At 61.9% G+C, this 17,884-nt stretch carries 11 protein-coding genes and 1 tRNA gene; 6 read left to right on the top strand and 6 right to left on the bottom strand.

Translation table 11 applies throughout. The features are described 5' to 3' along the window. Positions 1 to 216: 216 nt before the first annotated feature. Positions 217 to 1,071: a MurR/RpiR family transcriptional regulator gene (locus tag ACSMDR_RS16100; protein ID WP_169510552.1), complete on the top strand. Its 855-nt coding sequence runs from the start codon at positions 217 to 219 to the stop codon at positions 1,069 to 1,071. Positions 1,072 to 1,220: 149 nt separating this feature from the next. Next, the gene (pyk, locus tag ACSMDR_RS16095; RefSeq protein ID WP_436468890.1) at positions 1,221 to 2,660 is read left to right on the top strand and encodes a pyruvate kinase; all 1,440 of its coding nucleotides are present in this window, start codon (positions 1,221 to 1,223) and stop codon (positions 2,658 to 2,660) included. A gap of 85 nt (positions 2,661 to 2,745) precedes the next feature. Here the strand turns inward: pyk and ACSMDR_RS16090 are convergent, their stop codons facing one another. The 4 genes from ACSMDR_RS16090 to psrA all read right to left on the bottom strand — a co-directional run bounded on the left by ACSMDR_RS16090 (position 2,746) and on the right by psrA (position 10,071). Continuing rightward, positions 2,746 to 3,771 carry an efflux RND transporter periplasmic adaptor subunit gene (locus ACSMDR_RS16090; RefSeq protein ID WP_436468889.1) on the bottom strand — a complete coding sequence of 342 codons (1,026 nt, stop codon included), beginning with the start codon at positions 3,769 to 3,771 and terminating at the stop codon, positions 2,746 to 2,748. A 46-nt stretch (positions 3,772 to 3,817) separates the two neighbouring features. Next, complete coding sequence (locus ACSMDR_RS16085; protein ID WP_436468888.1) at positions 3,818 to 6,880, bottom strand: efflux RND transporter permease subunit; 3,063 nt, start codon at positions 6,878 to 6,880, stop codon at positions 3,818 to 3,820. A 166-nt stretch (positions 6,881 to 7,046) separates the two neighbouring features. Beyond that, entirely contained in the window at positions 7,047 to 9,371 is a 2,325-nt protein-coding gene (locus tag ACSMDR_RS16080) for an acyl-CoA dehydrogenase (RefSeq protein WP_436468887.1), read from the bottom strand. A 46-nt stretch (positions 9,372 to 9,417) separates the two neighbouring features. Beyond that, positions 9,418 to 10,071 carry a TetR family transcriptional repressor PsrA gene (gene psrA, locus ACSMDR_RS16075; protein ID WP_005907173.1) on the bottom strand — a complete coding sequence of 218 codons (654 nt, stop codon included), beginning with the start codon at positions 10,069 to 10,071 and terminating at the stop codon, positions 9,418 to 9,420. 502 nt (positions 10,072 to 10,573) lie between these two features. On the opposite strand from psrA, the gene ACSMDR_RS16070 reads away from it, so the two are divergent. Together ACSMDR_RS16070 and ACSMDR_RS16065 are read left to right on the top strand one after the other, a co-directional pair. Continuing rightward, the gene (locus ACSMDR_RS16070) at positions 10,574 to 11,314 is read left to right on the top strand and encodes a phosphatase (RefSeq protein WP_436468886.1); all 741 of its coding nucleotides are present in this window, start codon (positions 10,574 to 10,576) and stop codon (positions 11,312 to 11,314) included. 85 nt (positions 11,315 to 11,399) lie between these two features. Next, positions 11,400 to 11,475, top strand: a tRNA-Thr gene (locus ACSMDR_RS16065). A gap of 14 nt (positions 11,476 to 11,489) precedes the next feature. Here the strand turns inward: ACSMDR_RS16065 and ACSMDR_RS16060 are convergent. Beyond that, the gene (locus tag ACSMDR_RS16060) at positions 11,490 to 14,642 is read right to left on the bottom strand and encodes a multidrug efflux RND transporter permease subunit (RefSeq protein WP_436468885.1); all 3,153 of its coding nucleotides are present in this window, start codon (positions 14,640 to 14,642) and stop codon (positions 11,490 to 11,492) included. 15 nt (positions 14,643 to 14,657) lie between these two features. After that, positions 14,658 to 15,815 (bottom strand): efflux RND transporter periplasmic adaptor subunit, encoded by a 1,158-nt coding sequence (locus ACSMDR_RS16055; RefSeq protein ID WP_436468884.1) that lies wholly within the window; start codon positions 15,813 to 15,815, stop codon positions 14,658 to 14,660. A 157-nt stretch (positions 15,816 to 15,972) separates the two neighbouring features. Between ACSMDR_RS16055 and ACSMDR_RS16050 the strand changes: the two genes are divergently transcribed. Together ACSMDR_RS16050 and ACSMDR_RS16045 are read left to right on the top strand one after the other, a co-directional pair. Beyond that, on the top strand, positions 15,973 to 16,701 hold the full coding sequence (locus ACSMDR_RS16050; RefSeq protein WP_436468883.1) for a response regulator: 729 nt from the start codon (positions 15,973 to 15,975) through the stop codon (positions 16,699 to 16,701). Next, complete coding sequence (locus ACSMDR_RS16045; RefSeq protein WP_436468882.1) at positions 16,698 to 17,777, top strand: ATP-binding protein; 1,080 nt, start codon at positions 16,698 to 16,700, stop codon at positions 17,775 to 17,777. Before ACSMDR_RS16050 ends, ACSMDR_RS16045 begins: the two co-directional genes overlap by 4 nt. Positions 17,778 to 17,884: the final 107 nt, after the last annotated feature.

Below are 17,884 nucleotides of genomic sequence, written 5' to 3'. Positions count from 1 at the left end.
GTTGCTTTGCAACATTTGTAAGCGGTTTCAAAAGGGTTCTGGAAATTTGTAACTAAAATAACGAAATAATTAGACATGAGTCATACTTTACAGGGCCGAGATTAGTTCCGATAAGCGCTTGTCTTGTATAGTCATCGGCGTAATTGGAAACCTTTTTAGCCCCCTGTTTAGTGCAAAGACACTGAAGCTAAATTACAAGAAAGCCTGGTGGTAATGATGAATACCCTCGATAAGATTACGAACAATCTGGAAAGTTTCAGTAAATCGGAGCGCAAAGTCGCCGAGGTGATCCTTGCCTCTCCCCAGACGGCCATCCACTCCAGCATCGCCGCCCTCGCCAAACTGGCCGATGTCAGCGAACCCACGGTCAACCGCTTCTGCCGTCGTCTCGACACCAAGGGTTTCCCCGACTTCAAGCTGCACCTGGCCCAGAGCCTGGCCAATGGCACCCCTTATGTGAATCGCCATGTCGAAGCCGAAGATGGCCCCGAGATTTACACCGCCAAGATCTTCGAGTCCACCATGGCCTGTCTGGATGCGGCCAAGAACAGCCTGGATATCTCCGCCATCAATCGCTGCGTCGATATCCTGACCCAATCCAAGAAGATCAGCTTCTTCGGTCTGGGCGCCTCCTCCGCCGTGGCCCGGGATGCCCAGAACAAGTTTTTCCGCTTCAACATCCCTGTGGTGAGCTTCGATGACATCGTCATGATGCGCATGAGCTGCATCAACAGCAGTGAAGGGGATGTGGTGGTGCTCATCTCCCACACCGGTCGCACCAAGGCCCTGGTCGAGATCGCCTCCCTGGCCCGCGAGAATGATGCCACCGTCATCGGCATGACGGCCAAGGACTCTCCCCTGGCCCGGGAGTGCAATCTGGTGCTCTCCATGGACGTGCCGGAAGACACCGATGTCTACATGCCCATGGCCTCGCGCATTGCCCAGCTTGCCCTGGTCGACGTGCTGGCCACCGGCTTCACCCTGCGCCGTGGCATGAAATTTCGTGAAAACCTGAAGAAGGTCAAGGAAGGTCTGCGCGAATCCCGCTTTGATACACCTCACTCAGCCTGAGTCGACGGGGGCCCAGTGCCCCCGATAGGTGTACCCGCCGCCATTGTGTAGTATTGTCATTTAGCAACAATATCCCCTCCGATGGCGTTTGGGCCTCTGCCCGCCGGGACAGTATTTCAAGTCATATCAACTTCAAACTGGAGTCTTTCATGCCAAGACGTACAAAAATTGTGACCACACTCGGTCCTGCTACCGACCGCGAAGGGATCCTCGAGGGGATCATCCGCGCCGGGGCAGACATGGTGCGAATGAATTTCTCTCACGGCAGTGCAGAAGACCATATCCAGCGGGCCGAGCAGGTGCGCACCATCGCCGCCAAGCTGGGCCGCCACGTCGCCATCATGGGGGATCTGCAGGGTCCCAAGATCCGCGTGTCCACCTTCAAGGATGGCAAGGTCTACCTGGCCATCGGTGACAGCTTCATCCTGGATGCCGCACTGGGCAAAGGTGATGGTTGCCAGGAACAAGTTGGTATCGACTACAAGAGCCTGCCCGATGATGTAGTGGCGGGAGATATACTGCTGCTGGACGACGGTCGGGTGCAGCTAAAGGTTGAGCGCGTGGAAGGTACCCGCATTCACACCACAGTGACTGTGGCGGGCCCCCTCTCCAACAACAAGGGCATCAACAAGCAAGGCGGCGGCCTCTCAGCCCCGGCCCTGACCGAGAAAGACAAGGAAGACATCAAGACCGCTGCCCGCATGAACGTGGATTACCTGGCCGTCTCCTTCCCCCGTTGTGGCGATGATCTGCGCTACGCCCGCGAACTGGCCCGCGAAGCCGGTTCCAACGCCAAGATAGTGGCCAAGGTAGAGCGCGCCGAAACCGTCGCCACCGACGAGGCGATGGAAGACATCATCCTCGGCGCCGACGCTGTCATGGTGGCCCGTGGCGATCTTGGCGTCGAGATTGGCGACCCCGAGCTGGTCGGCGTGCAGAAGAAGCTGATCCGCCACTCCCGCCGCCTCAACCGTGTGGTCATCACCGCCACCCAGATGATGGAGTCCATGATCAACGCCCCGCTGCCGACCCGGGCCGAGGTGATGGACGTGGCCAACGCCGTGCTCGATGGCACCGATGCCGTCATGCTCTCCGCCGAGACAGCAGCCGGGCAGTTCCCCATCGAGACGGTCACCTCCATGGCCAGCGTCTGCGTGGGCGCCGAGAAGCACCCCAGCATCAATGTCTCCAACCATCGCATGAGCTACACCTTCACCTCGGTGGAAGAGGCGGTGGCCATGTCGACCATGTATGCCGCCAACCACCTGGAAGGGGTGCAGGCCATAGTGGCGCTGACCGAGTCTGGCACTACACCGCTGTTGATGTCACGCATCAGCTCCGGCCTGCCAATCTTCGCCATGTCTCCCCACGCCAAGACCCTCTCCTGGACCAACCTCTACCGCGGCGTCACCCCTGTATTGTTCGATGCCGATGAGAGCCGCCCCGTCTACGAGGTGTGCCGCGAGGCCTTGGAAGTGCTCAAGGGCAAAGGGCTGCTCAAGAGCGGGGACATGGTCCTGCTGACCCACGGCGACAAGATGGAGACCGTCGGCAGCACCAACACTTGCAAGGTGATGATGGTCGAGTAACGAGCCCCATCATGCTGATAAACGGCTCCCGAGGGAGCCGTTTTTGTGGCTGTCATCCCGCCACCAGCCTTGGGGGACTAAGGCATTAACTGCCGCGATAGAGCTCCACCTTGTCCCCATCGCTCAGGGCGCCGGCGCCGCGCACCACCACTCTGTCGCCCTGCTTGAGCGCCCCGCTGATGGCGACCTGGCGCTCGTCACCAAATAAAATGGTGACCGGCACCCGGCTCACTGTCAGGGCATCCCCCTCCCCCTGCACCCGATAGACAACGCTGCCCTCGGTATTGAGCACCAGGGCATCCCGGGGCAGCAGCATGGTCTGCTGCTCGCCAAGGGGCAGGGCGACACGCACCGGCGCCCCTATGATGTAGCTACCCTCCACGGGGGTAAGCCGCAACTCGATGAGGCGGGAGTTGGGATCGGCGCGAGCAGCCCGCTGGTAATAGGTCGCCTCGCCGCGCAGTGCTCCCCCCTCAACCTTGAGCCGGGTCTGGAGCGCCAGACGCAGGGCCCAGTCGATGGGGGCCTGCAATCGGATATCCGGCGCATCGGGATTGACCAGCTCCAGGGCATTCTCCCCTGCATCCACGTGCTCCCCCGGCTGAATGAAGTGATGGTTGACCACCCCATCAAAGGGGGCATAGATGTGGCTGCGCCGGATCTGCTCCTCTATCTGGCGCGCCGCTATGCTCGCCAGCTGCAGCGCCAGACTGGCCTGCTCCACCTCCAGCCTCGCCTTGTCGAACTGGCTGAGTGAGGCGTTGTTCTGTTTGCGCAATTTGTCCTGGCGCTCGAATTCCGCCTTGGCAAAACGCAGGCTGCTGGCCCACCTGGCGTGTTCGGCGCGGGCCTGCTCCAAAGAGAGGCGCAGTGCCGCGGCGTCGAGGCGCAGCAGCTCCTGCCCCGCCTCGACCCGGCTGCCAAAATCGGCTATCCACTCGACCCGACCGCTCTGCTCGGCGCTGAGCATGGCCTGCTGGCGACTGGCCACAGTGCCACTGACCCAGAGGCTGGCCCCGGCCTCCCCTTGCGTCACTTCGGCCAAGGTGACTGGCTTGGCCCAGAGCGGCAAACTGGCCAGCAGGACGACCCCGACAATGATTTTATTCACATCCCTCTCCTTCCATGGATCCGACACTCCTCTTCTCAAGCCCCGGTCAGGCGCGCTGGCGCAGCGGTGCGGTCACGGGCGCCCGCTCTCCCAGACGCAAGAAAGCAGGCAGCAATATCAACGTAAACAAGGTACTGCAGCTCATGCCGCCAACGATGACGGTGGCCAGCCCCCGATAAATTTCACTGCCCGCGCTCGGACTCAGCATCAAGGGCAGCATGCCGAAGATGCTGGTGAGGCTAGTCATGGCGATGGGGCGCATCCGGCTACGCAGTGCATCGGCCACGGCGTCCCCCCGTGCCAACCCTTCCCGCTCGGCCGTGCGGGTCTGATGTACCAGCAAGATGGCGTTGTTGACCACCAGGCCCAGCAGAATGACGAAGCCGATGATGGTGAGCAGATCCATCGGCAGCGGCACCACCAGCCCGCTCAGCTTGAGCGCGACCACGCCACCGACGGTGGCGAGCGGCAGCGTCAGCAATACCAGCAGGGCATCCCTGACCGAGGCAAACAGACCCCAGAGCAGTACCAGCAGTATCACCAGGGCAAACAGGAAGATACTGCCCAGGCTGCCGAGCGCCTGCTGCAGGCTATCGGCATTGCCAAAGACCCGCAACTCTCCCCCGGCGGGTAGCAGGGGGCGGATACGGGCAAAGCTTTTACCCTTGAGGGTATCGAGTACCTGTTCCATGCTCATCCCCTCTGGCGGGGTAATATGCAGGCTCAGGCTACGACGGCCATCGGCGCGAAAGATGCCGGAGGGGCCCATGTCATGTTCGACCCGGAGCAGCTCCCCCAGAGGCACTATGCCACCCCGGGGCGTTGCCAGAGGCACCGCCTTCAGATCGTCCGGGTTGCCCGAGGTCTGCCCCATCAGCAGGATGTCAAACCGCTCGTCGCCATCGAAATACTCGCCAACCCGCAGGCCATCCCCGAAGGTCTGGATGATGGTCGGCATGGGGCCTCGATCCCAGCCCACCTCCGCCAGTCGCCGATCTTGCGGCACCAGCCGCAGCTCGGGTGCAGTGAAGTCCAGGGAGGGCTCTGGCCGCACCTGGGCGCCTGGCAGATCCCCTTTGACTATCTCCATGGCCACCCGTGCCGCCTGGTACAGCTCGGGCAGGGCGCCGCCCTGGAGCAGCAGCTCGACCCCGTTCTCGCTGTCAAACCCGCCAAACAGTGACCCCTGGCCGCCAAAGGCCCGGGTATCGGGAATGCCCTGCAGCAACTCTTTCATCAGCAGGGTTTCCAGCTGCTTGATGCGTCCATCATCCTTGGCCCGCACGCCAATCTGGGCCCCGCCCGGGTAGCGCATGATGTAGTAGTTCTTGAGGGCGGGTTCCTTGACCCCTTTCATGTAGGGGTCGAGGCGGGCTATCAGGGTGTCTATCACTTCTTCACGCTGAGCCCGGAGGTTAACCCCGGGGGTGAAGCTCATCCAGACATCGATGGCGTCGCGCTTCACGTCCGGCAGGTAGTTCATCTTGGGCAGCAGGGCCCAGCTGGCCAGCATCGGCAAGCTCATCATGACGAAGATGATGGTCCAGCGCCGCGCCGGGGTGCGGGTCCAGTGGAGGATGCGCACCGTTGCCCGCCGCCAATAGCAGTCATAGGGATCCGCCAGCCTCTCCCGCCCCATCCAGCGCGACGCCACGGCCGGCAGCACGGAGACGGCCACCAGCATGGAGACGGTGACGGCACTGGCGATGGTGAGCGCCAGATCGGCAAACAGCTGGCCTTCGACATCATTGAGCAGCAGCACCGGCAAAAAGATGGCAACCGTGGTCAGGGTCGAGGCCACCAGGGCCGCCCACACCTGACTGGTCCCGGCCAGGGCCGCCCCCGCCCTGTCGATGTCACCTCGTTCGTGGCGCCGATAGATGCTCTCGAGCACCACGATGGCAGCATCGAGCACCATGCCCACCGCGAACGCTATCCCGGCCAGGGAGATGACATTGAGGGTTCTGTCCATCAGCTTGAGCAGGCAGAGGGTCAGCATGATGCTGATGGGAATGGCGAGGGCGATCATCAGGGTCGCCTTGAGCTGGCGCAGGAAGACCCAGAGGATGGCGCAGGAGAGCAGCACCCCCAGCCCCAGGTTAGCGGTCACCATGTGGATGGCGCGATTGATGTAGAGAGAGGCATCGAACGACTGTTCCATGTGCAGCCCGGCGGGTTCGAGCACCTCGCGGTTGAGCTCGTCTACTTTGGCCTTGATCGCCTCCAGAGCCGCCAGGGCATTGGCGCCGTTCTCCTTGAAGATCTGGGCTGAGATGGCCTGATTGCCATTCTGGATGCGCAGCACCGGGGAGTCTTCCCGGGTCAATCGCACCTCCGCCACATCGCGCAGGTAAATGGGCAGGCCATCGCGCCAGTCCACCACTTTCTCCTTGAGACTCTCCACGTCATAACGGCCGGCGAAGCGCAGCTTGTACTCCCAGCGCCCTATGTCCAGGGTACCGGCAGAGACGTCCCAGCCGGTGGCGGCACGGCTTGCCAGCACCGGGATCTCGACCCCCAGCTCGGCGGCGCGATAGGGATCGAAGCGGATCTGGATCTGGCGGGCATTGATACCATCAATCTCCACGGTGGATACCCCGGGGATGCGCTCCAGCTCAGGTTTGACTCTGGACTCGATCAGCGGCTGCTGATCATCAATGGCACCCTTGGCCCCCGGCAGCTGCTGGATGAAGAAGAAGGTCAGGGTGTCATTGCTGCTGTAGTTGTTGAGATAGGGACCATCTATGTTGTCCGGCAGACTGGAGACCCGGTTCAGGCGAGAGATGATCTCCAGCTGGACCCGCTGCATGTCGGTGCCGATGGCAAACGCCAGATCCATCTCGACGAAGCCGGGATAACTGTTGCTGGTCAGGCTCTTGAGCCCCTGCACCCCTTGCAGCTCCTGCTCGATGGGGTCCGTTATCTCGGATTCCATCTCCTGGGGCGAGGCCGAACGCCAGGAGACAGAAATGTTGAGATGGGGCCTGTCGATGTCGGGAAATAGCTGTACCGGCAGGCTGCCCATGCTGAGCAGTCCTGCCAAAAAGATGAGCACGACCGAGACCGCCACCCAAATGGGGCGTTCGATCGCCGTCTTGGCGAGATTCATTTCATCTTCCCTGATTTTGTTGTTATTGGCCCGCTCCGCGGGCCTGCTTCCTGCCCCAAGGGTAAGGGGGCAAATCATTACACTGGAAATCCAATTAATTGTAAATGCTCGAAATACAAACAAAAAAACCGGCCATCAAGGCCGGTTGAAACAGTAGGAAAAAATCTTATGCCGCGTCGTCGACCCGGGTGGTTTGCCCCATGGACTCGAGCTCGCCGGGGGCAAAATTGTCAACCTGGATGGCCTCGTAACGCAGGGCATCGGCGGCCAGCAGCTGGTCGGCCTCCGCCTGGGTCAGGATGGATTGGGCCAGGGCTGGGCTCACCAGATCAGCAATCGCCAGCTTGCGGGGCAGACGCCCCTCTTTCTGGGCCTGGGCAATCTTTTTCTCCAAAGGTTGCACCGCCACCATAGCCAGGAAGGCACGCTCCATCTGACCGACGGCATCCTGCTCATCCTTGCCCACATAGCACAAGGCGGTGAGGCGATCGCGGAACTCGCCCGGCTTCATCATGGCTTGGCAGATTGAGTGACAACGGTCATCGGCTGGCATCTGATAATGAATGCCAAACGGGAAGACCACGCGCTTGAGCAGGGCGCCAACGACCTTGTTCGGGAAGTTCTGGAAGAAACCATCGAACGCCTTGCCGATAAGGTGCAAGTTACGCTCCAGGGCATACTGGACGAAGGGCAGGTCCGATACCATGCGGCCTTGATCCTCGTAATGCTTGAGGGTCGAGGAGGCCAGGTAGAGATGACTCAGCACATCCCCCAGACGCGCCGAGATCATCTCCTTGCGTTTGAGATCGCCACCCAGCATCAGCATGGATATGTCGGCACAGAGGGCCAGCGCCTTGCTCATGCGTGACAGCTGCTGATAATAACGCGCCGTCTCGCCGCCCACGGGGGCGCTGTTGAAGCGGCCCAGGGTCAACCCCTGGCCAAGGGCACCAAAAAAGTTGCCGGCACCGAAGGCCAGGTGCTTCATCAGCAGGCCGTCAAATTTCTCGAGACCGCGCTCACCGTCCGGATCTGCCGCCGCTTCCAGCTCGGCAAACACATATGGGTGACAGCGGGTAGCGCCCTGGCCGAAGATCATCAGGTTACGGGTCAGGATGTTGGCCCCTTCCACCGTGATGGCGACCGGTATGCCCATGTAGGCGTAGCCGGTGTAGTTCTTGGGACCGAGCTGGATGGCGCGACCGGCGTGGATATCCATGGAGTCATCCATGACCTGGCGCGCCATCTCCGTCATGTGATACTTGGAAATGGCGGTGACGATGGCCGGCGCCTGACCCAGATCCAGCGAACCGGCCGTCATGCGACGCGCCCCTTCCAACTGATAAGTGAGGCCACCGATGCGCGCCATAGCCTCTTGCACCCCTTCAAACTTGCCAATGGACATGCCGAACTGCTTACGCACATAGGCGTAGGCACTGACGGTGCGACTCGCCATGTGGCCACAGGCGGCCCCCAGGGCTGGCAGGGAGATGCCACGCCCGGCGGAGAGACACTCGACCAGCATGCGCCAGCCACGTCCTGCATACTCAGGCCCACCGATGATCCAGTCGATGGGGATGAATACATCCTTGCCAAAAGTCGGGCCGTTCAAGAACGCCAGCCCCATGGGGTAGTGGCGATCGCCGACGCGCACACCGGGGTGACTGGTCGGGATCAGGGCACAGGTGATACCCAGCTCTTCTTTGTCGCCCAGCAGTTGCTCGGGATCGTAGAGCTTGAACGCCAGCCCAAGCACGGTAGCGCGTGGCGCCAGGGTAATGTAGCGCTTGTTCCAGTTGAGGCGAATGCCGAGCACCTCCTCCCCCTTGTAGAGCCCCTTGCAGATGATGCCCTTGTCCGGGATGGCTCCCGCATCGGAACCGGCTTCCGGCCCGGTCAGGGCGAAACAGGGTACGTCCTTGCCATTGGCCAGACTCGGCAGCCAGAAATCCTTCTGGGCCTGAGTGCCATAGTGCATCAACAGTTCCCCCGGCCCCAGCGAGTTGGGCACCATGACGGTGACCGCCACGCTCAGACTCTTGGTGGCGATCCGGGTCACTATGGTGGAGTTGGCTATCGCCGAAAACTCGCGGCCGCCGTAGGATCTTGGGATGATCAGCGCAAAGAAACCCTCTTTCTTCAGATAATCCCAGACAGGTTCGGGCAGGTCTTTGGTCTCGTTGACTATCTTGAAGTCGTCAATCATGGCGAGCAGGGTCTCGACCTGATTGTCGATGAAGCTCTGCTCATCGGCACTCAAGGTCGGCTTGCCGTAGCCATGCAATTTCTTCCAGTCCGGGTTGCCACGAAACAACTCCCCATCCCACCAGACGGAGCCCGCCTCCATGGCCTCGCGCTCGGTGGCAGACAGGGGCGGTAATATCTTCTTGAAGATGCCAAAGACCGGACGGGTCACCAGCTTCTTACGGATAGCCGGGACGCCGAGCACTACCGCAACGGCCACCACCAGCAGGACAAGCAATGTGATCATGGTTCAGTTCCCTCTATTTCACAGTTCCGTTAACTTATTGTTTTGATTAGACAGCCAGGGATAACCTGGTCGACTCCACCGGCGCACCGACACCGGCGGCCAGGTAAGGAATAACGTTGCGCACCAGCGCTTCCACATCGAGACGCTGGCCAAAATCGGCCTGGGCTATGTCGCGCAAGGCATCGGCAGAGGCCATGGTGAAGACCACAGTGCCCAGGGTGAAGTGCAGTCGCCAGAACAAGTCTGCCGGGGTCAGCTCAGGATTGGCTTTGGAAATCGCCAGGGTGATGCGCTGCAACACGGCGCCATAATGACCGGTGATGAAGCGGCGCAGGTGACCCTGGCTATCGATGTAGCCACGGCCCAGCAGCTGCATAAAGATCGCCGGTCCATTGTGGCGTACCGCAACGAGCTTCATCAGGGGACCGACGAAGCTCTCGAACACCTGCAGCAAGGTTAACTCGTCTTGCTCCATGAGGGAGACCAGTTTGGCGTCCAGCTCCGGCATAAACAGGGAGAGATAACGGTCCAGCACCGCCTGGATCAGCTCCTTCTTGGAGCCGAAGTGATAGTTCACCGACGCCAGGTTGACGTCGGCCTCGCCGGTGATCAGACGCAAAGAGGTATCAGCGAACCCCCGCTCGGCAAACAACACCTCGGCAGCATCGAGAATACGGTTCTTGGTATCAATCTTGCTCACTGTGCACCCCACTTAAACGAATGTTTAAAAAGTACGTTTCACAGCCTGGAGTGTCAAGAGAATGTGAACGGAGGTTAGGGAAATGTTTTATTAAAAAACTTTGAACTTTGACCAAAGAACGCACTCTATATCTATGCCACTGCAATTAAACATTAAGTCTCGCCCAACCAGCCTCGTGCTGATTGGGCATTTTTTTATGGCCATGTTCACGACAACGCCTGGAGAACCTTGCCTCTAGGCAGGCGCGCCATCCATTTGAAAGGTAAAAAAGAGATAAAAAAAACCGCCGCAGAGCGACGGTGGGGAAAGAAGGTTGCGTCGTCCTGACCCAACCCATCGATGGAAGTTCAGGCTGCACATCGATGAGCACATACTACCCAAGCATCTCGGGCAAACTTTGTCAGAGTTGCAGGCAATTGTGACAGAGTATGGCAAGCCCTCTTCGTGGCCCCCTTCTCCCCTATTTGCTATGCTGGCGCTCTTGAATATCAAGGGGAACGCCATGAAATACACAGTCGACACCCATACCCACACGGTCGCCAGCACCCACGCCTACAGCACCATCCACGACTACCTGCCGATCGCCAAGGCCAAAGGGATCAAGCTGTTTGCCACCACGGATCATGGTCCCGACATGGCCGATGCTCCCCACTTCTGGCACTTCGTCAACCTGCATGTACTGCCACGAGTCGTCGACGGGGTCGGCATACTGCGCGGCATCGAAGCCAACATCAAGAATCTGGATGGAGAGATCGACTTCCCCGAGCGCTACGAATCCCGCCTCGACATGATCATGGCCGGCTTCCATGAACCCGTGTTTCCCCCTTGCGACAAGGCGACCCACACCCAGGCGATGATCAACGCCATCAAGAGCGGCCGGGTCGACATGATAAGCCACCCGGGCAACCCCGCCTTTCCCATCGACATCCAGGCCGTAGTACGGGCCGCCGCACAATACAGGGTCGCGCTGGAGGTCAACAACTCCTCCTTTATCCACTCCCGGTCTGGCAGTGAAGATAACTGCCGTGCCATCGTCGAAGCGGCGCGGGATCTGGGAGCCTACCTCACCTTCGGTTCCGACTCCCATGTCGCCTTCAGTATCGGCGACTTCGAACATTGCCAACGTCTGGTGACCGAAACGGGCTTCCCCGAGGAGCGGATCCTGGCCCGCTCTCCCCGTGCCCTGCTCAGTTTCCTCGAGAGCCGTGGTCGGGCCCACATACCGGAGTTTGCCGATCTCTGATCCACCCCGTAACACCATGAGCCTACTCATAAAAACGATTCGGGCACATTGACTTGCCAGGGCATTTTCGGGAATCTAGACCGACGCCGATATAGCTCAGTTGGTAGAGCAGCGCATTCGTAATGCGAAGGTCACGAGTTCGATTCCCCTTATCGGCACCATATAAAACAAAGGGTTAGCTTCTTGGTGAAGCTAACCCTTTGTGCATTTTGGCGCTGTGCACTCGCTGGGTCTGCCAGGCTTGTAGGCGCTTCTGCCCCCCGATGATGAAGACAAAAAAGACCGGCACGAAGAAGATGGCCAGCAGGGTACCGCTGATCATGCCGCCAAACACGCCGGTGCCGATGGCATGCTGGGTCTCCGCGCTGGCGCCGCTGGCGAGCATCAGCGGCACCACGCCGAGGGTGAAGGCGAGCGACGTCATCAGGATGGGGCGCAGGCGCAGGCGGGCGGCGGTCACCACGGCCTCGAGCAGCGGGCGCCCTTCGCCGTGCAACTGGCGCGCAAACTCCACGATGAGGATGGCGTTCTTGGCCGACAGCCCGATGATGGTGATCATGCCCACCTTGAAGAAGACGTCGTTGGGCATGCCTCGCAGCATCACCGCCGCCACGGCGCCGAGCAGGCCCAGGGGCACCACCAGCATCACGGAGAGCGGGATGGACCAGCTCTCGTAGAGCGCCGCCAGCACCAGGAAGACCACCAGCGCCGAGAGCAGCATCAATATGGGAGCCTGGGCCGCCGACTGGCGCTCCTGCAGCGATTGCCCCGTCCAGGCCAGGGCGAAGCCCGGCGGCAGCTGTGCCACCAGCCGCTCCATCTGCGCCATGGCGGCGCCGCTGGAAACCCCGGGGGCGGCACTCCCGGAGAGGCGCACGGCGGGGAAGCCCTCGAAGCGCATCATCTGCTGCGGCGACTGGCGCCAGGTTGGCGTCACTACCTCCCGCAGGGGCACCATGCCGCCACTGGCATTGCGCACCCGCAGGCCGAGCACGTCATCGAGCTGCATGCGCGCCTTGGCGTCGGCCTGCAGTATGACCTGCTGCATGTGCCCGCCGTTGGGGAAGTCGTTGACGTAGAGCGAGCCCATCGCCGCCGACAGGGTGCTGCTCACGCTGGTGAACGAGAGCCCCATGGCTTCGGCCTTCTGCCGGTTGATCTCGAGGTGAATGCTCTCGCCGGGGGGCAGGCTGTCGGGATAGACATCGCTCACCACCTCGCTTTGGGCCGCCAGCGCCAGCAGTTGCGCCTGGGCGGCCAGCAGCGCGGCTTCCCCCTGGTTGGCCCTGTCTTGCAGGAAGAGCGTGAAACCCGAAGAGGTGCCCAGCTCGTCGATGGCGGGCGGCAGCAGGCTCATCACTGTGCCTTCCTTGCTGTTGGCCATGGCCGCCTGTGCCAGCTCTGCCTCTTCGGCAGCCGTGGCGCCATGACGCTGATCCCAATCTTTGAGCATGGTGAAGGCCATGGCCGCATTGGGGCCGGCGCCGGAGAAGCTGAAGCCCTGCACCACCAGGTTGGTGCCCAGCGCCTCACGAGAGGCCACATGGGCCTCGAACTCCTTGATGACCGCCAGGGTGCGCTCGCTGGTGGCGCCGGTCGGCAACTGGATGGAGGTCATGAAGTAGCCCTGATCCTCGTCCGGCAGGAAAGAGGAGGGCAGCTGGGCGGCGGCGATGGCCAGCACGGCGCAGAGGGCGATGAAGGCCGCCATCATGCGTCCGCTGCGCCCGACTAGCCAAGTCACCCGCGCGCCGTAGCTCGCCGTGAGTCGCTCGACCCCCCGGTTGAAGGCACCGAAGAAGCCGCGCTTCTCATGATGACTCGGGCTGACAGGGCGCAGCAAGGTGGCGCAGAGTGCGGGCGTCAGGGTCAGGGCAAGGAAGGCCGAAATGAGGATCGACACCGCCATCGACAGGGTGAACTGCTGGTAGATGACCCCCACGGAGCCGCTGCCGAACGCCATGGGGATGAACACCGCCGTGAGCACCAGGGTGATGCCGATCACCGCCCCGGTGATCTCCTTCATGGCCCGCGATGTCGCCTCCCTGGGCGAGAGCCCCTGGGTGGCCATCAGGCGCTCGACGTTCTCCACCACCACGATAGCGTCGTCGACAATGATGCCGATGGCCAGCACCATGCCGAACATGGTCAGGGAGTTGATGGAAAAGCCGGCCAGCAGCATCACCGCGAAGGTGCCGAGCAGCGCTATGGGAGCGACGATGGCCGGGATCAGGGTGCAGCGCAGGTTCTGCAGGAAGAGGAACATCACCAGGAACACCAGCACCATGGCTTCCAGCAGAGTGTGGATCACCTTGTCGATGGAGACCTTGACGAAGGGAGCCGAGTCGAACGGGATTGAATAGGACATGCCCGCCGGCAGGGTGGGGGCGAGCTGGGCGAGACGGGTGCGCACCGCATCGGCGGTACGCACGGCGTTGGCACCGGGGGAGAGCTGGATGGCGGCGCTGGTGGCGGCCACCCCGTTCTCGCGGTTGGAAAACCCGTAGGATTGTGCCCCCAGTTCGACCCGGGCGACATCACCCAGCACCAGCTTGGCGCCATCGGCGCCGGCCCGCAGCACGATGGCGGCGAACGCCTCTGGGGTCGTCAACTGCCCCTCTACCGTGAGGGGGACCGTCAGGCGCTGCCCCGGCAGGGTGGGTTCGTCGCCGATGCGCCCCGGCGCTATCTGCACGTTCTGCTGCTCGATGGCCTGCGCCACCTCGCCTATGGTCAGACCAAAGGCGGCGAGCTTGCCCGGATCCACCCAGATACGCATGGCCTGCTCGGCGCCGAACAGCTGCACCCGTCCCACGCCGTCGATGCGGCGCAGTTCCTGGACGATATTGCGCGCCATGTAGTCGTTCAGCGCAATTTCATCGAAGCGGCCATCCGGCGAGGTCATGCCGACCATCATCAGAAAGCCGGATGAGGCGGACTCCACCTGCAGGCCGTTTTGCCGCACCGCCTGTGGCAAGCGAGGTTCGACCCCCTTGATGCGGTTTTGCACGTCCATCTGGGCCAGCTCAGGGTCTGTGCCCGGCTTGAAGGTAGCGGTGATCTGCGCGCTGCCCGAGGCGTCCACCGACGACTCGAAGTAGAGCAGGCTCTTGACCCCAGACAGCTCGCGCTCAATCAGGCTCACCACAGCGTCGTTCAGGGTCTGCGGCGTGGCGCCCGGATAGGTGGCATAGAGGGTCACCGACACAGGCGCCACCGAGGGATAGCGGGAGATGGGCAACTTGGGGATGGCGATGACCCCCGCCAGCACGATGAAGAGGGCGATCACCCAGGCAAACACCGGGCGATGGATAAAAAACTGCGGCATGAAAATGTCTCCGATTCAGCGGGTGTGGGTACCAGCTTGCTGGCCGGCAACAAGGAGTTGCCAGGGGTGGGCAATGACCTGCATACCCGGTGTCAGGCGGTCTATCCCTTCGATCACCACCTGTTGTCCGGCGCTGAGCCCGGACGCGATGCGGTACTGGCGCGCCACCAGCTCACCGGTTGTGACAGCTATCTGTTGTGCCTGCCCATTGGCATCCAGCACCCACACGCTGGTCTGGCCCGATGTGCGCACTACCGCCTGCTGGGGCACGCTCAGGGCGTTGACATAGCGGGCACGGGGAATGCGCGCCTGCACATAGAGGCCGGGCAAGAGCCGCCGCTCGGGATTGTCCACCAGCACCCGCAGCAGCACGTCGCCGGTCCCGGCATCCACCTCGATGCCGGAGAAGAGGATGTGCCCCTGCATGTCGAGCGGCTTGCCATCGCTGCCGAGGATCGCCACCGTCAGTTCAGGCGCCGCCGACCCTGCCTGCTGGCGCAGGGCGTCCAGCACAGAGGCCGGTTGGCGCACATCGACGTAGACCTGATCGATCTGCTGGATCCTGGCCATGGGAGTGGCATCGGTGGGCGACACCAGGGCCCCTTCGCTCACCAGCGCCTGATCGATTCGCCCGGCAATGGGAGCCTCCACGCTGGCAAATTGCAGGTTCAGCTGGTGCCGGGCCAGGGTAGCCTTGGCCTGAGCCACGTCGGCGGCCGCCTGATCCCGCTGGGAGACGGCGTCGTCATAGGTCTGGCGGCTGATGGCGTCGGTGCGCAGCAGCGGTACCAGGCGGTCAATCTGGATGCGTGCGCGGGCCAGCACGGCCTCGGCCCGCTGCAATGCGGCGGCGGCGCTGTCGACGTCCGCCTTGAAGGGGGCCGGGTTTATCTGGAACAGCACGGCGCCTGCATTGATTTCGGCGCCCTGCTCGAACAGGCGGCGCTGCACTATGCCGCTTATCTGGGCGCGAATTTCGGCGCTGCGCACCGCAGCCACCCGGGCGGGCAGATCCTCGCTGATGACAAGATCCTGACCTGCCAGCGTCATCACAGATACCTGAGGGGGGGCCGGCGTGTCCTGCGCCTGCGGCGCCCCATCGCAACCCGCCAACCCGAATACGGTCATGACTGCGAGCAGGACGCCCGCATACCGCCGTCTGATAAACATCATCCATTCACCTCGTTAAGCCGTCTCCCCGGCATGGTGTTGCCGCGAGAGCACATCGAGCGGGCATTATGGAGAGAGGCTATTGCGAATGATTCGAGGCTTTGTGGAGAATCCATGGAGGCGGTGATAAAGTTCAACCCCACCATTTTCGAGTCCGACCATGTCGTATCTTCCTGCTTCCGCCAGCCCGGCGGCCCAGTCACTGGTACTGATCGCAGAGGACGAAGCCGAGATCGCCGACATCCTCGCCGCCTACCTGCAACGTCACGGATTGCGTACCCTGCATGCCGCCGATGGCCGCGAAGCCCTGGATATGCACCAGAGATTCAAACCCGATCTCCTGCTGCTGGATGTGCAGATGCCACGGCTCGATGGCTGGCAGGTGCTCAGCGAGATCCGGTCCCGTGGCGACACGCCGGTGATCATGCTGACTGCCCTGGATCAGGACCTCGACAAGCTGATGGGGCTGCGCATGGGGGCGGATGACTATGTGGTCAAACCCTTCAACCCGGCCGAAGTGGTAGCGCGGGTACAGGCGGTGCTCAGACGCAGCCAGGCGGCAAAACAGGCCACTGCCCGGGTGCTGCGGGTCGGCCCCTTCCAGATCGATCTTGAGAGCCACGAGGCCAGCCTTTGCCGCGATGAGGGGCAACAGCTGCTGGATCTGACCCTGACCGAGTTCAAGTTGCTCGCCTCCCTGATGCGGGCGCCGAAGCGGGTGTTCAGCCGCGCCGAACTGCTGACCCACTGCCTGCCGGAGGGGGATACCCAGGAGCGCACTGTGGACAGCCACATCAGCAAGTTGCGCAAGAAGCTCGAGGCGCACGGCATCCAGGGGGGGCCGGTCAGTGTCTGGGGTGTCGGTTATCGCTTCGGGGGCGATACATGACATCGGCACCCGGCCTGCGCAGGCAGATCATTCGCTCCCTGGGACTGATGGCGCTCGGCATCATCTCCCTCGCCGTGATCGGCACCTATGTGTTCTACGCCATTGCCGTGACTTATGTGCCTGGCAGCATCTCCGAGAGCTGGATGCCCTCCAGGGTCGAGATGATCTGGATCGGCTCGACCATTCTCATTGCATTGGGGATGGCGCTGTACGTGGCGGTGCGTCTCTCTCGCCGCATCCTGACCCCGCTCAATTTGGTGGCGAACAGCTTGCGAGAGGTGGCAGAAGGCAAACTCGATGCCCGGGTACCGATGGATGAACAGGCAATCGGGGAGACGGCACAACTGGTGCGGGACTTCAACACCATGGCCGAGCAGCTGCAAAGCATGACCCGCGAGCGGGAGTTCTGGAATGCCGCCATCGCCCACGAATTGCGCACCCCGGTGACCATTTTGCGTGGCCGCTTGCAGGGGCTGGCCGAAGGGGTGTTTTTGCCAGAACGTGAACTCTTCGAAGGCTTGCTGCGTCAGGTGGAGGGACTCACCCACCTGATCGAAGACTTGCGGGTATTGAGCCTCAACGACAGCGGCCACCTGGAGTTGCAACGGACAGAGGTCCGGCTGGCCGACGAGCTTGCCGTTGTGCTCGAGGCGTTTGCTCCCCCCCTGGCCGCCAGCGGTTTCACCCTCAAGGGGGAGCTCGATGGCGAGCTCTTTGTCTGTTGCGATGCACTTCGTATCCGTCAGGCACTGATGGCGCTGCTGGAAAATGCCCAGAAGCATGGGGTGCCGGGCCTGCTGACAGTGCGTCTGTATCGCTCAGATACCCAGTGCGTCCTGAGTGTGGAAGACGAGGGGCCCGGCATCGGCGAGGAGGTTGCAGCCCATATCTTCGATGCGTTTCGCCGGGGGGATCCGTCGCGTTCGCGCAAGAGCGGCGGCAGCGGGCTCGGGCTCGCCGTGGTCAAGGCCATTGCCGAGGCGCACGGCGGCAGTGCTGTTTGCCAGCCTACTGGGTGTGGAGGAACGATGTTCATTCTTTCTTGGCCAATATCGGCCAACTCCCAGCTGTCCTGAAATATATCCTACTATTTTGGCCCGACGTTGCTCCAGTAAGTCAGTTCGATGGCCAGCCTTTCAACCCGTATGAGCTAGCACTCGTTAGGCCAAATCTCGCGCATAGT

Origin of the sequence: Aeromonas molluscorum (assembly GCF_051376105.1) — a bacterium.
GTDB lineage: Bacteria > Pseudomonadota > Gammaproteobacteria > Enterobacterales > Aeromonadaceae > Aeromonas > Aeromonas molluscorum.
This window is presented reverse-complemented; position numbering and strand designations above follow the sequence as displayed.

Excerpts from the sequence above, each read along its gene's own strand:
- ACSMDR_RS16085 (WP_436468888.1), bottom strand. The coding sequence starts at position 6,880 with ATGAATCTCGCCAAGACGGCGATCGAACGCCCCATTTGGGTGGCGGTC.
- ACSMDR_RS16055 (WP_436468884.1), bottom strand. The coding sequence starts at position 15,815 with ATGATGTTTATCAGACGGCGGTATGCGGGCGTCCTGCTCGCAGTCATG.
- ACSMDR_RS16050 (WP_436468883.1), top strand. The coding sequence starts at position 15,973 with ATGTCGTATCTTCCTGCTTCCGCCAGCCCGGCGGCCCAGTCACTGGTA.
- ACSMDR_RS16080 (WP_436468887.1), bottom strand. The coding sequence starts at position 9,371 with ATGATCACATTGCTTGTCCTGCTGGTGGTGGCCGTTGCGGTAGTGCTC.
- ACSMDR_RS16100 (WP_169510552.1), top strand. The coding sequence starts at position 217 with ATGAATACCCTCGATAAGATTACGAACAATCTGGAAAGTTTCAGTAAA.
- ACSMDR_RS16060 (WP_436468885.1), bottom strand. The coding sequence starts at position 14,642 with ATGCCGCAGTTTTTTATCCATCGCCCGGTGTTTGCCTGGGTGATCGCC.
- ACSMDR_RS16070 (WP_436468886.1), top strand. The coding sequence starts at position 10,574 with ATGAAATACACAGTCGACACCCATACCCACACGGTCGCCAGCACCCAC.
- ACSMDR_RS16045 (WP_436468882.1), top strand. The coding sequence starts at position 16,698 with ATGACATCGGCACCCGGCCTGCGCAGGCAGATCATTCGCTCCCTGGGA.
- pyk (WP_436468890.1), top strand. The coding sequence starts at position 1,221 with ATGCCAAGACGTACAAAAATTGTGACCACACTCGGTCCTGCTACCGAC.